20 protein-coding genes are annotated in these 21,150 nt (G+C 72.3%); 10 read left to right on the top strand and 10 right to left on the bottom strand.

Translation table 11 applies throughout. From position 1 onward, the window contains the following. The first annotated feature begins 289 nt into the window (after nucleotides 1-289). The 3 genes from ACFRIC_RS40840 to ACFRIC_RS40830 all read left to right on the top strand — a co-directional run bounded on the left by ACFRIC_RS40840 (nucleotide 290) and on the right by ACFRIC_RS40830 (nucleotide 3,421). Nucleotides 290-1,870, top strand: coding sequence for an ABC transporter substrate-binding protein (locus ACFRIC_RS40840; protein WP_382797008.1), 1,581 nt, complete (start codon nucleotides 290-292; stop codon nucleotides 1,868-1,870). A gap of 168 nt (nucleotides 1,871-2,038) precedes the next feature. Continuing rightward, on the top strand, nucleotides 2,039-2,722 hold the full coding sequence (gene ung, locus ACFRIC_RS40835; RefSeq protein ID WP_382797006.1) for a uracil-DNA glycosylase: 684 nt from the start codon (nucleotides 2,039-2,041) through the stop codon (nucleotides 2,720-2,722). Nucleotides 2,723-2,863: 141 nt separating this feature from the next. Continuing rightward, nucleotides 2,864-3,421, top strand: a complete 558-nt coding sequence (locus tag ACFRIC_RS40830) for a hypothetical protein (RefSeq protein ID WP_382797005.1) — start codon at nucleotides 2,864-2,866, stop codon at nucleotides 3,419-3,421. A gap of 26 nt (nucleotides 3,422-3,447) precedes the next feature. Here the strand turns inward: ACFRIC_RS40830 and ACFRIC_RS40825 are convergent, their stop codons facing one another. Next, on the bottom strand, nucleotides 3,448-3,909 hold the full coding sequence (locus tag ACFRIC_RS40825; protein ID WP_382797004.1) for a hypothetical protein: 462 nt from the start codon (nucleotides 3,907-3,909) through the stop codon (nucleotides 3,448-3,450). A 243-nt stretch (nucleotides 3,910-4,152) separates the two neighbouring features. On the opposite strand from ACFRIC_RS40825, the gene ACFRIC_RS40820 reads away from it, so the two are divergent. Next, nucleotides 4,153-5,064 carry a Gfo/Idh/MocA family protein gene (locus ACFRIC_RS40820; RefSeq protein WP_382797003.1) on the top strand — a complete coding sequence of 304 codons (912 nt, stop codon included), beginning with the start codon at nucleotides 4,153-4,155 and terminating at the stop codon, nucleotides 5,062-5,064. Here the strand turns inward: ACFRIC_RS40820 and lnt are convergent. Both lnt and ACFRIC_RS40810 read right to left on the bottom strand, forming a co-directional pair. After that, nucleotides 4,982-6,568, bottom strand: a complete 1,587-nt coding sequence (gene lnt, locus ACFRIC_RS40815; RefSeq protein ID WP_382797001.1) for an apolipoprotein N-acyltransferase — start codon at nucleotides 6,566-6,568, stop codon at nucleotides 4,982-4,984. The two genes, ACFRIC_RS40820 and lnt, sit on opposite strands and share 83 nt — an antisense overlap. A gap of 501 nt (nucleotides 6,569-7,069) precedes the next feature. Beyond that, the gene (locus ACFRIC_RS40810; RefSeq protein WP_382796999.1) at nucleotides 7,070-7,555 is read right to left on the bottom strand and encodes a nuclear transport factor 2 family protein; all 486 of its coding nucleotides are present in this window, start codon (nucleotides 7,553-7,555) and stop codon (nucleotides 7,070-7,072) included. A gap of 183 nt (nucleotides 7,556-7,738) precedes the next feature. Here ACFRIC_RS40810 and ACFRIC_RS40805 point away from each other — a divergent pair, with 183 nt between their 5' ends. After that, the gene (locus ACFRIC_RS40805; protein ID WP_382796998.1) at nucleotides 7,739-8,479 is read left to right on the top strand and encodes an SDR family NAD(P)-dependent oxidoreductase; all 741 of its coding nucleotides are present in this window, start codon (nucleotides 7,739-7,741) and stop codon (nucleotides 8,477-8,479) included. 462 nt (nucleotides 8,480-8,941) lie between these two features. On the opposite strand, the gene ACFRIC_RS40800 is transcribed toward ACFRIC_RS40805, so the two are convergent. From ACFRIC_RS40800 to ACFRIC_RS40790, 3 genes are all read right to left on the bottom strand, one after another. Further along, a complete protein-coding gene (locus ACFRIC_RS40800) occupies nucleotides 8,942-9,121 on the bottom strand; it encodes a hypothetical protein (RefSeq protein WP_382796997.1) in 180 nt (59 codons plus the stop codon). Between the two features lie 427 nt (nucleotides 9,122-9,548). Continuing rightward, nucleotides 9,549-10,424, bottom strand: coding sequence for an undecaprenyl-diphosphate phosphatase (locus ACFRIC_RS40795; protein WP_382796995.1), 876 nt, complete (start codon nucleotides 10,422-10,424; stop codon nucleotides 9,549-9,551). 271 nt (nucleotides 10,425-10,695) lie between these two features. After that, nucleotides 10,696-11,157 (bottom strand): winged helix-turn-helix transcriptional regulator, encoded by a 462-nt coding sequence (locus tag ACFRIC_RS40790; protein ID WP_382796993.1) that lies wholly within the window; start codon nucleotides 11,155-11,157, stop codon nucleotides 10,696-10,698. 159 nt (nucleotides 11,158-11,316) lie between these two features. Between ACFRIC_RS40790 and ACFRIC_RS40785 the strand changes: the two genes are divergently transcribed. Continuing rightward, entirely contained in the window at nucleotides 11,317-12,492 is a 1,176-nt protein-coding gene (locus tag ACFRIC_RS40785) for a thiolase family protein (RefSeq protein WP_382796991.1), read from the top strand. Between the two features lie 39 nt (nucleotides 12,493-12,531). On the opposite strand, the gene ACFRIC_RS40780 is transcribed toward ACFRIC_RS40785, so the two are convergent. After that, nucleotides 12,532-13,350 carry a TVP38/TMEM64 family protein gene (locus ACFRIC_RS40780; RefSeq protein WP_382796989.1) on the bottom strand — a complete coding sequence of 273 codons (819 nt, stop codon included), beginning with the start codon at nucleotides 13,348-13,350 and terminating at the stop codon, nucleotides 12,532-12,534. A 50-nt stretch (nucleotides 13,351-13,400) separates the two neighbouring features. On the opposite strand from ACFRIC_RS40780, the gene ACFRIC_RS40775 reads away from it, so the two are divergent. From ACFRIC_RS40775 to ACFRIC_RS40765, 3 genes are all read left to right on the top strand, one after another. Next, nucleotides 13,401-14,135: a DNA alkylation repair protein gene (locus ACFRIC_RS40775; RefSeq protein WP_382796987.1), complete on the top strand. Its 735-nt coding sequence runs from the start codon at nucleotides 13,401-13,403 to the stop codon at nucleotides 14,133-14,135. Between the two features lie 318 nt (nucleotides 14,136-14,453). Beyond that, nucleotides 14,454-15,623, top strand: coding sequence for an elongation factor Tu (tuf, locus tag ACFRIC_RS40770; RefSeq protein WP_382796985.1), 1,170 nt, complete (start codon nucleotides 14,454-14,456; stop codon nucleotides 15,621-15,623). 165 nt (nucleotides 15,624-15,788) lie between these two features. Next, on the top strand, nucleotides 15,789-16,634 hold the full coding sequence (locus tag ACFRIC_RS40765) for a spermidine synthase (protein ID WP_382796983.1): 846 nt from the start codon (nucleotides 15,789-15,791) through the stop codon (nucleotides 16,632-16,634). Here the strand turns inward: ACFRIC_RS40765 and ACFRIC_RS40760 are convergent. The 3 genes from ACFRIC_RS40760 to ACFRIC_RS40750 form a co-directional block, all read right to left on the bottom strand. Continuing rightward, entirely contained in the window at nucleotides 16,596-17,960 is a 1,365-nt protein-coding gene (locus ACFRIC_RS40760; protein ID WP_382796982.1) for an MFS transporter, read from the bottom strand. The two genes, ACFRIC_RS40765 and ACFRIC_RS40760, sit on opposite strands and share 39 nt — an antisense overlap. Nucleotides 17,961-18,149: 189 nt before the next feature. Further along, entirely contained in the window at nucleotides 18,150-19,184 is a 1,035-nt protein-coding gene (locus ACFRIC_RS40755; RefSeq protein ID WP_382796980.1) for a hypothetical protein, read from the bottom strand. Nucleotides 19,185-19,298: 114 nt separating this feature from the next. Next, complete coding sequence (locus tag ACFRIC_RS40750) at nucleotides 19,299-20,450, bottom strand: hypothetical protein (protein ID WP_382796978.1); 1,152 nt, start codon at nucleotides 20,448-20,450, stop codon at nucleotides 19,299-19,301. Nucleotides 20,451-20,620: 170 nt separating this feature from the next. On the opposite strand from ACFRIC_RS40750, the gene ACFRIC_RS40745 reads away from it, so the two are divergent. Next, nucleotides 20,621-21,058 (top strand): DUF4442 domain-containing protein, encoded by a 438-nt coding sequence (locus ACFRIC_RS40745; protein WP_351866101.1) that lies wholly within the window; start codon nucleotides 20,621-20,623, stop codon nucleotides 21,056-21,058. Nucleotides 21,059-21,150 lie beyond the last annotated feature (92 nt).

The following is a 21,150-nucleotide window of genomic DNA, read 5'->3' as shown; positions in this document are numbered from 1 at the left end:
CGGGGGGGCGCCCCCCCCCACGCCTTCACGCCTCCCCCCCCGCCGGGGGGCGGGCCCCCCGCGGCGGGGCCCCCCCCCCGACCGGTTTTTTGTTGAAAGTTGACAAACACTCAGTCCGCCCCGGGCGAGCCGGAGTTCGACGTGCGGAGTGTGGACGTGTTCACATCATGCTGACAACGTAGTCACATACATGCTGATCAAGTGCCCTGCCGGGGAAACACCGTTCCCCCGGCAGGGCACTGCGGTATGGTCTGCCGACCCTTGGCACGGCGGATCCAGGAGCGTGTACGTGTTCAACCGGAACCGATACCTGCGACAGCTCGCGGCGATCACCTCCATATCCCTGGTGGCCGCGTGCGGCGCCATCTCCAAGGGATCACCGGCCGACGAGGGGCCGATCGTCGTGGGCACCACCAGCGCCCCCAGCACCCTGGACCCGGCGGCCTCCTGGGACGGATCGTGGGAGCTGTTCCGCAACATCTACCAGACGCTGCTGAGCTATCCGACCGGCGCGGCGTCCCCGCAGCCCGACGCCGCGCGGAAGTGCGGATTCACGGATGGAACCAACACCGTCTACCGCTGCGAACTGCGCCCGGACCTGAAGTTCTCCGACGGCCACCCGCTCGACGCGTCCGCCGTAAAGCACTCCATCGACCGCATCAGGAAGATCGGCGTACGCGGCGGTCCCGCCGGCCTGCTCGGCAGCCTCGACCGGGTGCAGGCACTGGGCGAGCGTGACGTCGTCTTCCACCTCAACAAGCCGGACGCCACGTTCCCGCTGGTGCTGGCCACCCCGGCGATGTCGATCGTCGACCCCGCCGAATACCCCGCCGACGCCCTGCGGAACGACAACAAGGTCTTCGGCTCCGGGCCCTACGTCCTGCGCTCCTACACGGAGGACAAGCAGGCCGAACTCGTCAGGAACGACCACTACGACGGCTTCGCCAAGCGCAAGAACGACGCGGTGACGATCCGCTACTTCCAGGACTCGGCCCAGTTGGTCGGGGCGCTGAAGGCCAAGAAGATCGACGTCACCTACCGCGGCCTCGCCGCCTCGGACGTCGTCGCGCTCCAGGGGCAGGGCGACCGCAAGGACATCCAGCTCGTCGACGGAGCCGGAACCGAGATCAGCTACCTGGTCTTCAACCCCGAGGACCCGTGGGCCGGGAAGCTCCCCGTGCGCCGCGCGATCGCCCAGGTCGTCGACCGCTCCGCCATCATCCACAAGGTCTACCAGGACACCGTCGACCCGCTCTACTCCATGGTCCCCGCCGGACTGGCCGGGCACACCACCGGCTACTTCGACGCGTACGGCAGCCCGAGCCCGGCCAAGGCCCGCACGATCCTGCACGACGCGCACATCGACCGGCCCGTCCCGCTCACCCTCTGGTACACGACCGACCGCTACGGCTCCGAGACCGGCCCGGAGTTCCGCGAGCTCAAGCGCCAGCTCGACGGCTCCGGCCTGTTCAGCGTCACGCTCAAGAGTCGCCCCTGGAAGACGTACGAAGCGGGCTACCGCAACGGCGAGTACCCGGTCTTCGGCCGCGGTTGGTTCCCCGACTTCCCCGACGCCGAGAACTTCATCGCCCCGTTCGTGGGGGAGCGGAACGCCCTCGGGACGCCCTATCCGACCCCCCGGATCACCGATGTCCTGCTGCCCGAGTCGCGCGGGGTGCGGGATCGCGGGGCGGTGGTGAAGCAGTTCGAGGAGGCCCAGAAGATCCTCGTCGACGACGCCCGGCTGCTGCCTCTGTGGCAGGGCAGGCAGTATGTGGCCGCGAACGTGGAGATCTCGGGCGGGGAGCGGGCGCTGGACCCGTCGACGATCATGATGATGTGGGAGCTGGACCGCAAGACGAGCTGGTAGCGCGCCCGGTCGGCCGGGTGACGCGCGGGCCCGCCCGCGTCACCCGCCGTGGGCTCGCGGGGGCACACCGTACCCCTCATCCGGCCCCGACGCGGGCCCGGAACCGATTGTCAGTGGGCGACGGTAGGTTCTTGGTCTGGAAGTCACCGCACATCGAAGGAAGTTGACGTGACCGATATCGCCATGTTGCCCGAGTCCTGGCGCGGCGTCCTGGGCGACGAGCTTCAGCAGCCCTACTTCAAGGAACTCACCGAGTTCGTCGAGGAGGAGCGCGCGAAGGGTCCCGTCTTCCCGCCCCGCGAGGAGGTCTTCGCGGCGCTCGACGCCACCCCGTACGAGCGGGTGAAGGTCCTGATCCTCGGCCAGGACCCGTACCACGGCGAGGGCCAGGGCCACGGCCTGTGCTTCTCGGTCCGCCCCGGGGTCAAGACCCCGCCCTCGCTGCGGAACATCTACAAGGAGATGAAGGAGGAGCTCGGCACCCCGATCCCGGACAACGGCTATCTGATGCCGTGGGCCGAGCAGGGTGTGCTGCTGCTCAACGCGGTGCTGACCGTCCGCTCCGGTGAGGCGAACTCGCACAAGGGCAAGGGCTGGGAGAAGTTCACCGACGCGGTCATCCGCGCCGTGGCCGACCGCCCCGACCCGGCCGTCTTCGTCCTGTGGGGCAACTACGCGCAGAAGAAGCTCCCCCTGATCGACGAGGAGCGGCACGTGGTGGTGAAGGGCGCGCACCCGTCGCCGCTGTCCGCCAAGAAGTTCTTCGGCTCGCACCCGTTCACGCAGATCGACGCGGCCGTCGCCGCCCAGGGCCATGAACCGATCGACTGGCGCATCCCCGACCTCGGCTGACCGCCGGACCGCGGGCTGACCGCCGGACCGCGGGCCAGGCCCGTCACCGGCCTGGCCCAGCGGCCCACGGGGGCGCCTGAGCGCGATTGCCACCGGCTCCGGTTAGCTTCGTCAGGGACAGTGACGAGCCTGGAGGACGCGGTGGCGGAGCAACAGGAGCAGGCGGCGCCGGACGCCATGATGACCCGGATCGGACAGGCCGTCATGCTGCACCACGCCGGGGACCGCGAGGAGGCCCGGGGCCGCTTCCTGGATCTGTGGGGAGAGATCGGGGACGGCGGCGACGCGCTGCACCGCTGCACCCTGGCCCACTACATGGCCGACACCCAGGACGACCCCGCCGACGAACTCGCCTGGGACCTGCGGGCCCTCGCGGCGGCCGAGGAACTGGGCGACGGCCGCGTCGCCGAGCCCCACCAGTCCCTCGCCGTCCGCGCCTTCTACCCCTCGCTGCACGTGAACCTCGCCGCCGACTACGCGAAGCTCGGCCGCTCCGAGGCCGCCCGCACGCATCTGCGCCGGGCCCGCGGCGCGGCCGGCGCCCTCGCGGACGACCGGTACGGCGACGGTGTCCGCGCGGCGATCGGCCGCCTGGAGCTGAGGCTCCGGGACACCGGCGCCGCGGCGGAGACCGCCGGATCGGACCGCTTCGACGGACCCGGGGGCGAGACCCTGGGCCCGCCCCGACAACGCCCCTGACCGCCGCGCCGATGCCGCGGGCGCTGTCAGTGTCCGTACGTCTTCGCGCAGAGGACCGCCTCCGGGCTGTCCGCCTTCCAGCCCCCGTACTTCCGGCCGAGCGCGCACACGTCCGGACGCTTCGGCACGGCCGGGGCACCGGGCGGGACGGCCGTACGGTGCCGGGGATGCCGTGGCTCGGGGCGCGGGACCGGACGGGCGTGCCGCGGCGGGGCCGGGGGTGCCGCGGCTCGCGGCGGGGGAGCCGGCCGGTGCCGGGCCGCCGCCTCGGTCGAGGGCTTAGGCGAGGGGCCGACACGCTCCAGCGCCTCCCGCGCCGGCGCCTGCACGATCCGGGGTCCTTCCTTGCTGTCCGCACGCGGCGCGCTGTGCCGCGCCGGAGCGGCGGGGGACGCGGAGGCGGACGGCCGCTGGACGGTCACACAGCCGGAGAGGGCGGTGACCGCCACGGCGACCAGGAGCGTTGCGGTCGTCGTCGTTCGATGCACCCGCGCAACTCTGCTGGTTCCGGAGGACTTCCAGGGCGCCGAGAAGCGCCGGATGCCCCACACGGGTGATCCTTCCGCTCCTCCGGTTGGCGCGGGCGTCGGCGAGCTGACAGGCTTCCGGGGCGTACGTCGCCCGGGAACCGGCGCCACCCGCGCACCGCCGCCCCAGGGGGCCGATCACCCAGGCACGACGCGGCCGTATGCTTCCGACGGAACCCGCGTCGGCGAGTGAAGGAGACCCCTGTGAAGGTCGGCTGCATCGGACTCGGCGACATCGCGCAGAAGGCGTATCTGCCGGTGCTCGGCGTGCAGCCCGGGATCGAACTGCATCTCCAGACCCGGACGCCCGCCACACTCGACCGGGTCGCCGACAGCCTTCACCTGCCGCCGGCCGCGCGTCACCGCGACCTGGACGCCCTGCTGGCCCAGGACCTCGACGCGGCGTTCGTGCACGCGCCCACGGTGGCCCACCCGGAGATCGTCACCCGGCTGCTGGAGGCGGGCGTACCGACGTACGTCGACAAGCCGCTCGCCTACGAGCTGGGCGAGTCGGAGCGGCTGGTGCGCCTCGCGGAGGAGCGGAACGTCAGCCTCGCGGTCGGTTTCAACCGGCGTCACGCACCCGCGTACGCGCAGTGCGCCGAGCACCCCCGCGAGCTGATCCTGATGCAGAAGAACCGCACGGGGCTGCCCGAGGAGCCGCGCACCATGGTTCTCGACGACTTCATCCACGTCGTCGACACCCTGCGCTTCCTGGTCCCGGGTCAGGTCGACGACGTGACCGTGCGGGCCCGGACCCAGGACGGGCTGCTGCACCATGTCGTCCTCCAGCTCGCCGGGGACGGGTTCACCGCACTCGGGGTGATGAACCGGCTCAGCGGTTCGAGCGAGGAGATCCTCGAGGTCTCGGGCCAGGACACCAAGCGGCAGGTCGTCAATCTCGCCGACGTGATCGACCACAAGGGCCAGCCGACCGTGCGCCGGCGCGGCGACTGGGTCCCGGTGGCCCGGCAGCGCGGGATCGAGCAGGCCGTCCTCGCGTTCCTCGACGCCGTGCGCGGCGGAAAGGTGCTCAGCGCCCGGGACGCGCTGGCGACTCACGAGTTGTGCGAGCGGGTCGTACAAGCGGTTCAGGACCGGTCCGCCGCAGCCTGAACGTACGCGCGCCCTCCGCGACGCACAGCGCCGCCATCACCAGCAGGGCGCCGTGCACCGGCCAGTCGCCGAACCGGACGTACGGAGTGACGCCCCGGGCCAGCGGCACGTCGTACATCGTCGCGCCGCTCGTGTCCGTGCCGAGCCAGGAGCCGATACGGCCGCCGTCCGGGCCGTAGACGGCGGAGACCCCCGTGAGCGTCGCGTGCACCATGGGCCGACCGGTCTCCGCGGCACGCAGCGCGGCGAGCGAGGCATGCTGCTCGGGGGCCCAGCTCCGCTGGAACGAGGACGTCGAGGACTGGGCCACCAGCACCTCGGCGCCGTCCTGGACGAGGTGACGGCTCATGTCGGGGAACGCCGTCTCGAAGCAGATCATGGGGCCGACGCGCAGCCCGTGACCGACGTTCATCACCACTTGTTCCGTACCCCGCACACGGTCCTCGCCCGCGGCCTTGCCCACGGAGGTGGCCCAGCCGAGCAGGGAGCGCGCGGGGACGTACTCGCCGAACGGCACGAGCCGCATCTTGTCGTAGCGGTCGCCCGTCGGGCCGAGCGGTCCCACCAGGACCGAACTCTTGTAGATGCCCGGCCGGTCGGAGCGGCGCGCGTCGACGTTCACCAGGATGTCGGCGCCGACCTCGCGGGACAACGCCGCGACGCGCCGCGCCAGATCGGGCCGGTCGGCCAGGTCGAAGCCGACGCTGCTCTCGCCCCAGACGACCAGGTCGGCGCCCTGGCCCACGAGTTGACGGGTCAGCGCCTCCTCGCGCGCGAAGCGCCTGTCACCGCTCGTGCTCCCGTCCACGACACCGGGCTGCACGACCGCGATCCGCACCCGGCCGTCGACGTCCGGGCGCGGCGACCACACCCAGGCCGCCGAGGTCGCGGCGGCCGTCGCGACCAGTCCGGCCACCGCGGGCATACGGGACTCACGCACCGAGACCAGCACGGCGACCGCGATGTTGACCGCCACCACGAGGAAGCTGAGCAGCCACACCCCGCCGACCGAGGCCAGCCTCAGGGCCGGCTCCACCTGCCACTGACTCGACCCGAGCAGACCCCAGGGACCGCCCAGACCCTGCCAGGACCGGGCGAGTTCGACCATCAGCCACCCGGACGGCAGGACGAGCAGGGCGGCCCCGACCCGGCCCGGTGAGGGCAGTCCGGCCAGGAACCGCCGGACGAGCCAGCCCCACGGAGCCCACAGCGCGCCGAGCAGCGCCGCTATGACCACCGTGAAGACGTGCAGGCTCGGCAGCAGCCAGTGGTGCACCGCGAGCATGAACCCGAACCCGCCGAACCAGCCGTCGTACGCGGCACGCCTGCCCGTGGGGGCCGAGCGGGCCAGGAGGATCCAGGGCACGAGGGCCACGTACGCGAACCACCACCACGACAGGGCGGGGAACGCGAGCATCGGCAGCGCGCCCGCCAGCGCGGCGACGACATCGCGCCGCCAGGGGGAGACCAGCCATGGGCCGAACGCACGGTCGGGCCTGTTCATCCTCCGCCTCCCTGCCCCGGGGTCTCTCCAGTGTGCGCGTCGAAGGCGATCTACGACAGGGGGCGTGGTGATCAGAGAGGGGCGCGCCGGAGGGTGGGCGCTCCCGGGGCGCCGGGGCCGCGTGGACCGGTCGGGGCCCCGTGTCCCGCCGGAGTGCGGGGACCGGGAGCCCCGGCGGGATGAGGGTGGGAAGGGAGAGGGGAGGGGTGGAGGGCGGGACGGATCGGGAGGGAGGGGCGGACGGGAGGAGGGAGGGGGAGGGCGGAACGGGGTTGGCGGGGAAGGGAGGTAGGGCGGCGGGGCGGGGTTGGCGGCGAAGGGGGCGGAAGGGGAAGAGCGGGATGGGGGCCGCGGCGAAGGGGGCGGAAGGGGAAGAGTGGGATGAGGTCGGCGGCGAAGGGGGTGGAAGGGTAAGGGCGGGGCGGGGCGGGGCGGGGTCGGCGGCGAAAGGGGCAGAAGGGAAAGGGCGTGGCGGGGGCGGAGGGTGTCGGGCGGGGGTGGTCAGGTGTCGGTGGGTGTTTGCGGGGGCTGCGGCATGCGGCGCCATTTCTCCTGGACGGTCACCTGGCGCAGTCGCCAGCCGTCGCCGGTGCGCAGCAGGTCGAAGACGTACCGGCCGCCGCACACGAGGTCGGGCGCGGTCGAGTCGCCCTCCTGCCCGGCGAACCGCATCGGATTGATGTAGTCCGCCTGGACCTCGGCCGTGTCACCGGTGTCCTGGTCCAGGACGCCGAACCGGACCCGCCGGTTGACGATCAGATGCTGGCGCATCGCGAACAGGTCGAGGCTCTGGGCGAGCCATTCGGCGACCTCGGCGGCGTCGCCCTCGACGCCCCCGGCCGAGCGGTAGTCGGCGCGGCCCTTCGGAGCGAACAGCCCCCGGTATCCCTCCCAGTCGCCGTCGTCCACGGCCACCGCGTACGCGGTGACGATCTCGTCCACGGAGAACCGGTCCAGCACGGTCGCGAGCTCCACACGCTGCGTCATCGGCTCAGTGTTGGCCACCGCGCCTGCCACGCCAAGGGGCCGGGCGGGGATATTCGGTCCGGCCGGGTCGGATACGCCGTACCGACGCCGATCCGGATCTGCGATCGTGGGTGCTCCATGATCCACTCGGGTGATCCCCGACCGCGGGGATCACCCGAGTGGCGTTCCGTTCAGGAGGCTCATATGGCACGTCCGGTCACGATCGTCACGGGTGGCAGCCGGGGTATCGGCGCCGCGACCTGTACGCGGCTCGCCGCGGACGGGCACGACGTGGTCGTCGGTTACGTGAGCGACGCCGCGGCAGCCGAGCGCACCGCGATCGTCGCCCGAGAGGCCGGGGCGAACTGTGTCGCCGTCCGCGTGGACACCTCCGACGCGGCCGCCGTCGAGCGGCTCTTCGACACGGCCGAGGACCGGCTGGGGCCGGTGGCGGGGCTGGTGAACAACGCAGGGGTCACCGGACCGCTCGGGCGGCTCGCGGACGCCGATGCCGCGGATCTGCGCCGGGTGGTCGAGGTCAACCTGCTCGGCACGCTGCTCTGTTCGCGCCGTGCCGTCCGGTCCATGGCGGCACGGGGAGGGGGCGCCATCGTGAACGTGTCCTCGGCGGCCGCCACGCTGGGCAGTCCCGGCGAGTTCGTGCACTACGCGGCGAGCAAGGCGGGCGTGGACGCGCTGACCGTGGGGCTGGCCAAGGAACTCGGTCCGGACGGCATCCGTGTCAACGCGGTCGCGCCCGGCATGATCGACACCGAGATGCACGCGACGATGGGCGACCCGGGCCGCGCCGAACGGGCCGCCGCGTCGATCCCCCTGCGCCGCGTCGGCGCGGCGGAGGAGATCGCCGCGGCCATCGCGTGGTTGCTGTCGCCCGACGCGTCGTACACGACGGGGACGGTGCTCCGGGTGTCGGGCGGGCGGTGAGTCCGCGGAGGTGAAGCCGGTGCCGTGCGGGCGGTGAGTCCGTGGGGGTGAAGCGGGCGTCCGGGGGCGGAGGTTCTGCGGGAGCCGGCGGGCGGACGAGGCCTTCGCGGCGCCGCGGGACGCTGAGCGTCGGCGGCGCCGGGGGAACCGGAGGGCTATGAGCTTGCCGGGGTGCTGGGGGCCGGGGGCCGATGAGTCCCTGCGGCACCAGCGAAGCAGAGGGACTATGGCCTTGCTGCGGGGCTGCGGGGCTGCGGGGCTGCGGGGCTGCGGGGCTGCGGGGCTGCGGGGCTGCGGGGCTGCGGGGCTGCGGGGCTGCCGGGCAGGGTGCCGGCGGGGCCTGGGTGTTGTGGGCCGTGGTGCCCGCGGGACCGGGTGTTACGGGTCGCGGTGCCGGTGGAACCGGGGTGTCGAGGGCCGTGCTGCCGGCGGGCGGTGCGTGCCCGCGGGGCCGGGGTGGTGTTACGCCGCTTCGATGATCTCGCCGCGGATCGCCTCGGCCCACTTCACGATCAGCAGTTCGTACTCCGCCCGCTCCTGTGCGGACAGGGAGCCGCCCGTCCGCGTCCACAGGGCGCGGATCTGTTCGTTCAACGCGGCAGCAGACCGCACGGAACCAGACGGAGTGACTTCGGGGGACATGCGGACCAGCCTAGGCGCAAGGACTGACACTGCGCTACCGGGCGGCTACTCAAGTCGTATGTGCTGCGTCACGGTACTGAAGAACAGGGCCCCTAAGGTGGCCGAACTCCGCCCTCCGTGGCCGGAGTCGGTCCCGCGTCGGGCGGATCGGCGACGGCGTTCGCGCGGTCAGCCGTGGGGCATGCCCGCCTCCGCCCGTTCCGTCCAGACCCGTGCCGCGAGCGCCTCCGCCTCCTCCTGAGGGATACCCGCCCTCACGAGGATGACCCCGCGGCTGCCATCCGGGAACTTCACACTGCGCGCTTCGGTACCCAACCTGCCCTGCGCGGGATCTTTCGGCATGCTCCACCTCCAGTCGGAGAGACCACGCTAAAGCGCCGCAACCCGGTGCGCAGAACGGTTCGGCCAGACGGCCTAGATGCTCGGGTCAGCCGGAGGACTCGGCCGCGTGCGGGCTGAGGACGTCGGTCCCGACCAGCCCGATGATGACGAGCCCGAGGGCGATCCGGTACCAGACGAACGGCATGAAGCTCTTGTGGGAGATGAACTTCATGAACCACGCGATGACGGCGTATCCGACCCCGAAGGCGATGATCGTCGCGAAGACGGTCGGTCCCCAGGAGACGTGTCCCTCCGCGGCCGCGTCCTTGAGTTCGAAGGTGCCGGAGGCGAGGACGGCCGGCATGGCGAGGAGGAAGGAGTAGCGGGCCGCCGCCGCGCGGCTGTAGCCCATGAACAGTCCGCCGCTGATGGTGGCGCCGGACCGGGAGACGCCGGGGACCAGGGCCATCGCCTGGCAGAGGCCGAACAGCAGGCCGTCCTTGGTGTTCAGGTCCTCGAGCACCTTGCGCTGCTTCGCCGCCCGGTGCCTGCCGCCCGTTTCGTCACGGGCCGCGAGCCGGTCGGCGATGCCTATGACGATGCCCATCACGATCAACATGGTCGCGGTGACCCGCAGATCGCGGAACGGTCCCTCGATCTGGTCCTTGAGCGTGACCCCGAGCACTCCGATCGGGATCGAGCCGACGATCACCAGCCAGCCCATCTGGGCGTCGTGGTCGCGGCGCATCGCCTTGTTCGTGAGCGAGCGGAACCACGCCGACAGGATCCGTCCCACGTCCTTGCGGAAGTAGATCAGCACCGCGGCCTCGGTGCCGAGCTGCGTGATCGCGGTGAACGCCGCGCCGGGGTCGTCCCAGCCCGCGAAGGCCGCGGTCAGCCGCAGATGCGCGCTGGAGGAGACGGGGAGGAATTCGGTCAGCCCCTGGACGAGTCCGAGGACGAGGGATTGAAACCAAGACATGAAGTTACGTGGTCCAAGTGCTGATCGTGGAACGGGAGATGGGCACGTCCGACACCGCGGAGTGCGGCGGTCACGGACGCTCAGGGAAGCCTAACCTCCGCTGCCGACAACCCGGCCACGGGGGTTTCGGTGACCGTCCGACCACCCTGTGCGGCGGTTCGCTTTCCCGGAGCCCGGAGCCCGGAGCCCGGAGCCCGGAGCCCGGAGCCCGGAGCCCGGAGCCCGGAGACCGGAGCCTGGAGCCCGTAGCCCGCCCGAGCCGGCGCGGTGGCTAGTCCGCCAGCGGTCCCGTGACCGTCCAGCCCGGGGCCTGCGGGTGGGCCGTGAGGGATTCGTGCTCGACCTGCTCGCCGCACTCGCGGCAGACGACCTGGGGGACCAGTTCGTGGCCGCAGGTGTGCTCCAGCACCATGGGCCGGAAGCCGCCCTCCTGGAGGTGCCGGTCGCCCCAGGACATCAGCATCAACAGGACGGGGCTCAGTTCGAGGCCCGCGCGCGTGGGCCGGTACTCGTAGCGCTTGGGGCGGTCGCTGTACTCCGCCTTCTCCAGCAGTCCGGCGTCGACGAGCCGCTTCAGCCTGGCCGTCAGCACGTCGCGGGGGGCGCCGATGTTGCGCGCGAGCTGGTCGAACCGCGTCGCGCCGAGCGACACCTCGCGCAGGACCAGCAGGGAGTACTTCTCGCCGACGAGGGCGAGCGTCGCGGCGATCGAGCAGGGGCGGGGGTCCTTCATGGCGCCAGTCTACGAAGGTGGGTTGGATGTTCCAACTCACTGGGTTACTCTTGGGTCACTTAGTGGGTTTGGAAATCCAACTCACTCGGTTCGGTGACCGGCCCCGCTCGGTCGCCGGTCTTCCCGACCTCAGTGACCGACCGACCTGAGAGGCATCCCATGCGTGACGCCGTGATCGTCGAAGCCGTACGCACCCCCGTGGGCAAGGGCAAGCCGAACGGTTCCCTCGCCCACGTCCACCCCGTGGAACTCCTCGCCCACACCCTGCGCGCGCTCGTCGAGCGCACCGGGATCGACCCCGCGCTGATCGACGACGTCATCGGCGGCACCGTCGACCAGGTCGGCGAGCAGGCCATGAACACCACCCGGTACGCGGTGCTCTCGGCGGGTTTCCCCGACACCGTTCCGGCGACCACCGTGGACCGCCAGTGCGGCTCGTCCCAGCAGGCGGTGCACTTCGCGGCGCAGGGCGTCATGTCGGGGGCGTACGACATCGTCGTGGCCTGTGGCGTGGAGTCGATGAGCCGAGTGCCCATGTGGTCCAACGTGCCGGCGGGCGCGGACCCCTTCGGCCCCGGCGTCGCCGAGCGCTACCCCGAGGGTCTGGTGCCGCAGGGCATCAGCGCCGAACTCATCGCCGCCAAGTGGGGCATCACCCGCGAGCGGATGGACGACTTCGCGATCGGCTCGCACCGGAAGGCGGCACAGGCCTGGGACGGCGGTCTGTTCGACGCCGAGGTCGCGCCTCTGGAAGGCCTGGCCCGGGACGAGAGCGTCCGCCCCGGCAGCACTCCCGAGGTGCTCGCCGGACTGAAGCCCGCGTACTACGACCCCGGCTTCGCCGAACGCTTTCCGCAGATCGACTGGTCCGTCACGGCCGGGAACGCGAGCCCGGTCAACGACGGCGCCTCCGCCGTGCTCATCACGTCGAGCGAGACCGCCGCCCGCCTCGGCCTGCGTCCCGTCGCCCGGCTCCACAGCTTCGCCGTCACCGGCTCCGACCCGCTGCTGATGCTCACCGGTGTCGTCCCCGCCACCGAGAAGGTGCTGCGCAAGGCCGGTCTCGGCCTCGGTGACATCGACCTCTTCGAGGTGAACGAGGCCTTCGCCGCCGTCGTTCTCGCCTGGCAGCAGGAGACGGGCGCCGACCTGTCCAAGGTCAACGTGCACGGCGGAGCCATCGCGATCGGCCACCCGCTCGGCGCGAGCGGCACCCGCCTCACCACGACCCTCGTCCACGCGATGCGCGCCCGGGGCGCCCGCTACGCGCTCCAGACGATGTGCGAGGCGGGCGGACTGGCGAACGCGATGATCCTGGAAGGGCTGCGCCCCTAGCGGGCGCGGCCGTTCCCCCGTACGGGTGCCGCGCGGGTCTCAGTGGCCGCGCAGGTGGTGGCGCTTGCGCCAGGCCACCACCGTTCCGACCAGGGCGGGAACGGTGATCAGGGCCATCGCGATCAGGAACGCGGGGGAGGTCGGCGACGAGGCCCGGGCGCCGGCGACGGCGTACGCGGCGGTGTTCGGGATCGAGCCGAGCGCCGTCGCGACCACGAAGGGCAGCCAGCCCATGCGCGACACCGCCGCGCAGTAGTTCGCCGCCCAGAACGGCACGCCGGGGAACAGCCGGGCCACCATCATCGAGCGGAAGCCGTGCCGGCTGAGCTGGCCGTCCGCCGCCTTCAGCCAGCGGGCCCGCAGCAGCGGCCGCAGCGCGTCCTGCCCGAGGAGCCGGCCGAGTCCGAACGCGGCACCCGCGCCGAGCACCGTGCCCACCAGCGCGGTGCCCAGGCCCAGTTGGGAGCCGAACACGGCACCGGCCGCCAGATTGAGCAGCGGCCGGGGCACGAAGGCGACCGTGCACAGCCCGTACACCACGGCGAACACGACGGCCGCCGCGGCGCCGCCGAGCTGAGGCGGCCAGCCGTCGGCGAGCAGCCGCTGCGGATCGAAGAGGAACACGCTCGACGCGGCCGCCGCGAGCAGCACGACCAGCAGGGAGAGCCGCGCCCAGGGGGACAGCAGCGCTCTCAGGAGGCGCCCGCCCGGAGCGGTGCGGACGGCGGTCGGGACCGCGGGTGCGGCGACGGCGATCTCCCGGCCCACGACCAGGTCGTCGGCGACGGTGAGCTGCGTGGCGGCGGCCTGGGGAGTGGCCGTGGCGGTGCCCCCAGAGCGGGTGGTGGCATCGAGCATTCCGGTGACACTAGCCGACGCATGTGTGTGGTCGCCGTATGGTTCGTCTCATGGGCGTCACAGCTTCCGGAACGTCGGGTGCCGGGTCCGAGGTCCCGGACAGCGCGCTCGCGGACACCCTCGTGGAGCGGCTGACCTCCGTGTATCCGGCGGCGGCCGACCCCGATCGGGCCGCTTCGATGCGCGCGTACATGAAGGACATCGCGCCCTTCCTCGGCCTGACGACCCCCGTGCGCCGTGGCCTCTCCCGCACCGTGCTCCTGGACACCGCCCGGCCCGACGAGAAGGACTGCGCCGCACTCGCCCTGCGCTGCTGGCGGCTGCCGGAACGCGAGTACCAGTACTTCGCGGTCGACTATCTGCGCCGCCATGTCGGGCGTCTGTCGTCGGGCTTCCTGCCGGTGGCCCGGCACCTCGTGTCCACCGTCTCCTGGTGGGACACCGTCGACGCGCTCGCCGCGCACGTGGTGGGAGGCCTGGTGGCCGCCGACCCGCGCCTGCGCGCCGACATGGACGCCTGGATCGAGGACGACGACCTGTGGGTCGCCCGCACGGCGCTGCTCCATCAGCTCCGGTACAAGGAGGCCACCGACACCGGGCGGCTCTTCGCGTACTGCGCCCGGCAGGCGGGCCATCCCGACTTCTTCATCCGCAAGGCCATCGGATGGTGTCTGCGCGAGTACGCCAAGACCGACCCGGGAGCCGTACGGGACTTCGTCGCCGCCGAGCGGGCGCACCTCGCCCCGCTGTCCGTGCGCGAGGCGCTCAAGAACATCGGTCCCTGAGGCCGCCGGCGCCCCTCACGCCACACCGGTCCGCGGGGCACCGTAAATCATTCGACGCGGGGAGACCCGTCGGAGATGATCTCCTCATGTTCCGGTACGCCTTCCTCCTCGCAGCATCCGCAGTCGCGGATGCGCCGAAGGCTGCCGTCCAGATCATCACGGCAGCCGTCGACGGCGCCCGAAGCTGACCCTTCCCGGATCGTCCGGCGGACCCCGCAGGGGGAGGGTCGGTCACTCCTGGGGGTCCCCGTCCCGGCCACGACGCGCCGGGGCCATCACTCAGCTCCGCTGACACCGAAGAGGCTTCGAGGAACCGCCATGCCCAAGACGGCTTACGTGCGCACCAAACCGCACCTGAACATCGGCACCATGGGTCACGTCGACCACGGCAAGACCACCCTGACCGCCGCCATCACCAAGGTCCTCGCCGAACGCGGCTCCGGCACGTTCGTCCCGTTCGACCGGATCGACCGCGCGCCCGAGGAGGCCGCGCGCGGCATCACCATCAACATCGCGCACGTCGAGTACGAGACCGACACCCGGCACTACGCGCACGTCGACATGCCGGGCCACGCCGACTACGTCAAGAACATGGTCACCGGCGCGGCCCAGCTCGACGGGGCGATCCTCGTCGTGTCCGCGCTGGACGGGATCATGCCGCAGACCGCCGAGCACGTGCTGCTCGCCCGGCAGGTGGGCGTCGACCACATCGTCGTCGCCCTCAACAAGGCCGACGCGGCCGACGAGGAGCTCACGGACCTGGTCGAGCTGGAGGTCCGCGAACTGCTCTCCGCGCAGGGGTACGGGGGTGACTCCGTCCCCGTCGTGCGGGTGTCCGGCCTCAAGGCCCTGGAGGGGGACCCCCGGTGGACGGCGGCGATCGACGCGCTGCTCGACGCCGTGGACACCTATGTGCCGATGCCCGAGCGCTATCTCGACGCGCCGTTCCTGATGCCGGTCGAGAACGTGCTCACCATCACCGGGCGCGGAACGGTCGTCACCGGTGCCGTGGAGCGCGGCACGGTCCACGTCGGAGACCGGGTCGAGGTGCTCGGCGCCGGCGTCGACACCGTGGTCACCGGCCTGGAGACCTTCGGCAAGCCCATGCAGGAGGCGCAGGCAGGCGACAACGTGGCGCTGCTGCTGCGCGGAGTGCCCCGCGACGCGGTCCGCCGAGGGCACGTCGTCTCCGCGCCCGGCAGCGTCGTGCCCAGCAGTCGCTTCACGGCGCGGGTCTACGTCCTGTCGACGCGCGAGGGCGGCCGTACGACAGCGGTCGCCACCGGGTACCGGCCGCAGTTCTACATCCGCACCGCGGACGTGGTCGGGGACGTCGACCTCGGCGAGGCGGCCGTCGCCCGGCCCGGCGACACGGTCGTCATGACCGTCGAGCTCGGGCGCGAGGTGCCGCTGGAGCCGGGCCTCGGCTTCGCGATCCGCGAGGGCGGCCGCACCGTCGGCGCCGGGACGGTGACGTCGGTCGGCTGACGCCCGGCCGCGGACGGGGACGCGGGGCCCGCCACACCGTGGCGGGCCCCGTTCCCGTTCCCGTTCCCGTCGCTGTGACCGGCTCCGGTCCCGGTGGCGGGCGGGCCCGTTCGCGGTGCTCCTGTCGGTCCGTCCGTGTCGGGGTGGGTGCCGCACAATGGACCCGTGGACGAGCCGATACCCGTGACGCGGGCCGTGGATCACGGGACCGCCAAGCTGATGCCCGACGTGGACCGCGAGCGGGCCTGGCTGCTGACCGTGGACGGCGCACCCCAGTCGTACGTCGATCTGGACGAACCGACGCACCTGGAGTTCGAGTACACCCGGCGTCTCGGCCACGTGCTGGACACGGTGGCGGAACCGGGGCGCGCTCTGGACGTGCTGCACCTCGGCGGCGGGGCGCTGACCCTGCCCCGCTACGTAGCCGCCACCCGGCCCGGTTCACGCCAGGACGTGATCGAGGCGGACAAGGGCCTGCTGGCCATGATCGACGAGTGTCTGCCGGTGCCCGGCGGCTCGGGCATCGAACTGCACCGCGCCGACGCCCGCGCCTGGATCGAGACCGCCGCCCCCGCCTCCGCCGACATCCTGATCGCGGACGTCTTCGGCGGCTCGCGCATACCGGCGCACCTGACCACCGTCGCGTACGCGAGCGCCGCCGAGCGTGTGCTGCGCCCCGGCGGTGTCTACCTCGCCAACCTCGCGGACGCGGCGCCCTTCGCGTTTCTGCGCTCCCAGCTCGCCACGTTCCGCACCGTGTTCGAGGAGATCGCCCTCATCGCCGAACCCGGAGTGCTGCGCGGCCGGCGCTTCGGCAACGCCGTGCTCGTGGCCTCCCACCAGCCGTTCGACACGGCGGCACTGGCCCGTCGTACCGCAGCCGACGCCTTTCCGGCCCGCGTCGAACACGGCCCCGCGCTGCGGGACTTCATCGCCGGCGCCGCTCCGGTGCGCGACGAGGACGCGGTTCCGTCACCCGAGCCGCCCGGCGGCTCCTTCGGCATCGGCTGACGCCTGCCGGGTGCCGGGCACCTCGACCGGAGTGCCCTGCGCCACGGCCCGGGACCGCCGCGTCAGATTGCGGACGTCGGGGACGCACAGCACCGCCGCCGTGGCCACCACGACGAGCGTCGCGCAGCCCCACAGCGCGGGCGTCCGGCCGAAGGCCTGCTCCGCGGGGCCCGCCAGTGCCGTGGCCAGCGGGACCATCGCGATCGAGCCGAACCAGTCGTACGCCGACACCCGAGAGAGCTTGTCCTCGGGGATCTCCTGGTGGAGCGCCGTCATCCACGACACACCGAACACCTCGATCGCCAGACCACTGACGAACATCACCGCGTACAGAGGTCCCACCGGCAGGGGGACCGCGAGCGCGGCGGCGGGTGCCGCGAGCGGGAAGACGCACAGGGTGCCCGTGAGCAGCAGGCGACGGGGCTTCCAGCGGGTCATGAGCAGTGCGCCGCCCACGGTCCCGGCGCCGAACGCGCCGAGCGCCAGACCCCAGGGCCCCGCCCCGCCCAGACTGTCCCGGGCGACCAGCGGACCGTAGACCGCGTCCGCCGCTCCGACGACCGCGACCACCACGGAGAACTGCGCGACGATCGCCCACAGCCAGGGACGGCCGACGAACTCGTGCCAGCCGTCGCGCAGATCGGAGAGGAGTCCGCCGCCCGGCTCCCGCGGCGGTATGTGGCTCACGTCGAGGAAGGAACGCAGCGCGCCGGCGACCGCGAAGGCCACCGCGTCCACCGCGAGCACCCAGCCCGGTCCGATGACGGCCACCAGGGCGCCGCCCAGGGCCGCGCCGCCGAGACCCGCGCCCTGCATCGCCATCCGGAACATCGCGAACGCGCGGCTCGCCTGCTCCCCGCGCACGGAGGACATGAGCATGCCCTCGGCGGCCGGGTTGAAGAAGGCCTGACCGGTGCCGCCGAGCGCGGACAGCATCATCATCTGCCACAGCCGGGCCTCGCCGGAGATGACCAGGACGGCGAAGGCCGCCTGCGACACACAGTTGAGGGCGTTGGCGGCGACCATCACCCGGTGCCGCGGCAGCCGGTCCGCGACGGCTCCGCCGATCAGCAGGAACAGCACCAGCGGCAGGGTGCGTGCCGCGGCCACCAGGCCGACGTCGCCTCCGTCGCCGCCCGCGGCGAGCACCGCGAACGCGGCGGCGATCAGCGCGCCCTGGCTGCCCAGGTTGGTGACGACGGCGGAGGCCGTCAGAAGGCTGTAGTTCCGGCCCGCCCACGAGGGGCGGCGGGAGGGTCGGGCGCGGTCGGCGGCTGAGGTCACCGGGAGACTATCGCCGCCCGGTGCCCGACTTGCCAAACCCATTGACCTGCGCCCTTGCCGGGATCCGTCCCGCGTGGCGGCCCGGGCGGAGCGTGCGCGGGTTCAGGCCCCGTCGGCTGGCCCCGGGTTCGGGAACCCGCCGGTCCGCCCGGGCTTGGGAACCGCCGGCCCGCGCGGGCTCAGGAACCCGTCGGCACACGCGGGCTCAGGAACCCGCCGGCCCGCGGGGGCTCAGGAACCCGTCGGGTCGCCGTGCAGCCGTACGGTGCTGAGGATCTTCTTCACCGTCGCGTCCGGGATCTCCTCCGAGACGCCCTTGGCCGCGTAGAGCGTCCAGGACACGAAGTCGCCCGCCGAGTTCTTGAAGGCGAAGGTGGTCGCCTTGCCGTCGGAGTCGCACTTGCCCTTCTTGACGACACCCTTGGAGTACGTCGTCGCGACGCTGCCCTCGATGCCGGCGGCCGTGGTGTACGCCTGGGGCTTGCCGATCTTCAGCAGCTTCTTCGAAGCGTCCTTCTGATCGGTGTAGCCACCGAAGACCCACCACGCGGAGTCGTTGCGCGCCACGTCGCCGGTGTTCTTCGCGCCGCTCTGGCCCTTGGTGCCCGCGGCGGCGAGCGAGGTGTCCTCGGTGCGGCCGTCCTTGTTCGCGTCGGACGTACACCACTTCTCCTTGAGGAACGCGGGCGCGGACATGCCGATGAGCAGGGAGCCGTCGCCCTTCTTGTCGTCCTCGAAGCCGATGAAGGTGCCGGAGGTGCTGACGTTCCAGTTCGGCGGTACGTCGAAGGCGGTGCCCCACTTGGGGTTCACCACGACCTTCCAGCCGGCGATCGTCGCCTTCTCGTCGCCGCCGCCGCGCGGGTCGGCCTCGCTCGCGCTCGCCGACGTGGACGCCGACGCCTTCGGGGACTTGGAGGTGTCCCCGCCGGCCTTGTCGTCCGAGCCGCTGTTCCCGCCCAGGACGAGGTAACCGGTGACCCCGGCGGCGATCACAACGACAAGGGCCGCGACGATCGCGGTGATCTTCGTCTTGTTGCCGCCACCGCCGTTGCCGCCGGGCACCTGGGGCGAGCCGAGGGGGTCCGAAGGGGCTCCCCACTGCGGCTGTCCCGGCTGCTGTCCGTACGGGCCGGGCTGCGGGTACCCCGTCTGCTGGTACCCCGGCTGCTGATACGGATTCGGCTGCTGGTAACCCGGCTGCTGATACGGGTTCTGGTCCTGCGGATTCTGCTCGCCCCCGGGCGGCTGCTGTCCTGGCCACATGGCTGGTAACGATAGAGGGGCCCTTGACCCGGGTGCCACGGCGGTCCCCGAAACGGCCGCGCCATCAGGCCACTTGTCCCATTGATCCCGGCTCGGCACGGCTCTGACGCCGGCTCAGCCTCCCGTCGGGTCCCCGTGCAGCCGCACCGTGCTCAGGATCTTCAGGATGGTCGCGTCGGGGATCTCGTCCCGTACGCCGGTGGCCCCGTAGAGATTCCACGCCACGAAGTCGCCCGCGGAGTTCTTGAATCCGAACGTGACGGCCTTGCCGTCGCTCGCGCACTTCCCCTTCCGGGGCGTGTTCTCGGACCTGGCCCAGGCGACGCTCCCGGTGATGCCCGAGGCGGTCGTGTAGGGCTCGGCCTTCTTGCCGAACGTCAGGCTCTTCTTGTCGGGCTGGGTGTAGCCGCCGTAGACCCACCACGGGACCTGGTTCACGGCGACCTCGTCGGTGCTCTTCGCTCCGCTCGCGCCCTTGGTGCCGGCGGCGCCGAGGGCGGTGTCCTCCGAGCGGCCGTCCTTGTCGCCGTCGGAACTGCACCACTTGGACTTGAAGTAGGCGGGCGCCGACATCATGATCAGCGGCTTGTCGCCGGCCTTCGCGTCGTGCTTCTCGAAGCCGATCGAGGTGCCGGGTGAGGCCACCTCCCAGGTGGCGGGTACGTCGAAGGCGGTGCCCCACTTGGGGTTGACGACGACCTTCCAGCCCGGGACGGTCGGCTGCTCGGCGGCCCCGCCGCGCGCGGCGCCGTCGGACGCGGAGGAGCCCGGGCTGCTCGGGCTGCTCGCCGATGGTGTCGTGCCCGTGCCCTCGCCGTCATGGCCGGCCCGGTCGTCCTTGGCGCCGCCGAGCAGGAGCGCGCCGGTCACCCCGGCGGCCACGACCACCGCGGTCGCGGCCACGATCGCGACCACCTTCGTCCGGTTCCCGTTCCCGCGCGGCGGCTCGGGCGCACCCGCGGGAGCGGCCGCACCCCACGGCTGCTGCGGCGTTCCGTACGGGCCGGGCTGCCCCGCCCGCTCCGGAGGCTGTCCGTACGCGCCGGGTTGCGGGTACGGCGGCTGCGGGTACCCGTTCTGCTGGTATCCGGGCTGCTGATACGGGTTCGGCTGCTGATACCCCGGCTGCTGGTAGGGGTTCGGCTCCTCCTGGTGCGGTGCCTGCGTCCGCTGTCCCCGCGGGGTCGGTCCCTGAGGGTGCTGTCCCTGTGGGGTCTGTCCCTGCGGGTTCTGCTCGCCTCCGGGCGGCTGCTGTCCTGGCCACATGGGCAGTCACGTTAGTGGCGTCAGTGAAACGTTTCTGTCACCGCGTTTCGTCAGGCCTGTACCGGAGTGCGACGTCGTCCGCCGGAGCCGGGTCCGTCGTCCTCGCCGTGCGGTGGGGCTGGCCAAGAATTGCTACTCGCGGGTAACCTCGCGGTATGAGCGCAGACCAGATGACGATCGGCGAGATGCTCGCCGCGACCGTGCCGATGGCCCGGACCCTGAACCTCGAGTTCGTGGAGACCACTCCGGAGAAGGCCGTCGTGGCGCTCCCGGACCAGGGCGACTTCCACAACCACGTCGGCGGACCGCACGCCGGAGCCATGTTCACGCTGGGGGAGTCGGCGAGCGGGGCCATCGTGCTCGCCGCCTTCGGCGACCAGCTCTCCCGCGCCGTGCCGCTCGCGGTCAGCGCCGAGATCGCCTACAAGAAGCTCGCGATGGGCCCCGTCACGGCCACCGCCACGCTCGGGCGGCCCGCCGCCGACGTCGTCGCCGAACTCGACGCCGGTCAGCGCCCCGAGTTCCCCGTCGCCATCGCCATCCAGCGCGGTGACGGCGCGGTGACCGGCGAGATGACCGTCGTCTGGACCCTCCGCCCGAACGGCTGAGACGGATTTCACCCACAGGGCCCTGACCGGTCGCACGAGCCGGTCGGGGCCCTGGGCCGTCTCCGGGCCACCGACCGGCCGACGCCCCGGCC

It is taken from the genome of Streptomyces sp. NPDC056738, assembly GCF_042790435.1.
Classification (GTDB): Bacteria; Actinomycetota; Actinomycetes; order Streptomycetales; family Streptomycetaceae; genus Streptomyces.
Note: the sequence above shows the minus strand (reverse complement) of the source record. Positions and strands in the feature narration are given on the sequence as shown.

Coding starts and splice junctions, on each gene's coding strand:
- ACFRIC_RS40790 (WP_382796993.1), bottom strand. CDS start 11,157: ATGAAGGACCCCCGCCCCTGCTCGATCGCCGCGACGCTCGCCCTCGTC.
- lnt (WP_382797001.1), bottom strand. CDS start 6,568: ATGAACAGGCCCGACCGTGCGTTCGGCCCATGGCTGGTCTCCCCCTGG.
- ACFRIC_RS40780 (WP_382796989.1), bottom strand. CDS start 13,350: ATGCTCGATGCCACCACCCGCTCTGGGGGCACCGCCACGGCCACTCCC.
- ACFRIC_RS40810 (WP_382796999.1), bottom strand. CDS start 7,555: ATGACGCAGCGTGTGGAGCTCGCGACCGTGCTGGACCGGTTCTCCGTG.
- tuf (WP_382796985.1), top strand. CDS start 14,454: ATGCCCAAGACGGCTTACGTGCGCACCAAACCGCACCTGAACATCGGC.
- ACFRIC_RS40795 (WP_382796995.1), bottom strand. CDS start 10,424: ATGTCTTGGTTTCAATCCCTCGTCCTCGGACTCGTCCAGGGGCTGACC.
- ACFRIC_RS40760 (WP_382796982.1), bottom strand. CDS start 17,960: ATGGGTTTGGCAAGTCGGGCACCGGGCGGCGATAGTCTCCCGGTGACC.
- ACFRIC_RS40805 (WP_382796998.1), top strand. CDS start 7,739: ATGGCACGTCCGGTCACGATCGTCACGGGTGGCAGCCGGGGTATCGGC.
- ACFRIC_RS40800 (WP_382796997.1), bottom strand. CDS start 9,121: ATGTCCCCCGAAGTCACTCCGTCTGGTTCCGTGCGGTCTGCTGCCGCG.
- ACFRIC_RS40755 (WP_382796980.1), bottom strand. CDS start 19,184: ATGTGGCCAGGACAGCAGCCGCCCGGGGGCGAGCAGAATCCGCAGGAC.
- ACFRIC_RS40750 (WP_382796978.1), bottom strand. CDS start 20,450: ATGTGGCCAGGACAGCAGCCGCCCGGAGGCGAGCAGAACCCGCAGGGA.
- ACFRIC_RS40785 (WP_382796991.1), top strand. CDS start 11,317: ATGCGTGACGCCGTGATCGTCGAAGCCGTACGCACCCCCGTGGGCAAG.
- ACFRIC_RS40745 (WP_351866101.1), top strand. CDS start 20,621: ATGACGATCGGCGAGATGCTCGCCGCGACCGTGCCGATGGCCCGGACC.
- ACFRIC_RS40775 (WP_382796987.1), top strand. CDS start 13,401: ATGGGCGTCACAGCTTCCGGAACGTCGGGTGCCGGGTCCGAGGTCCCG.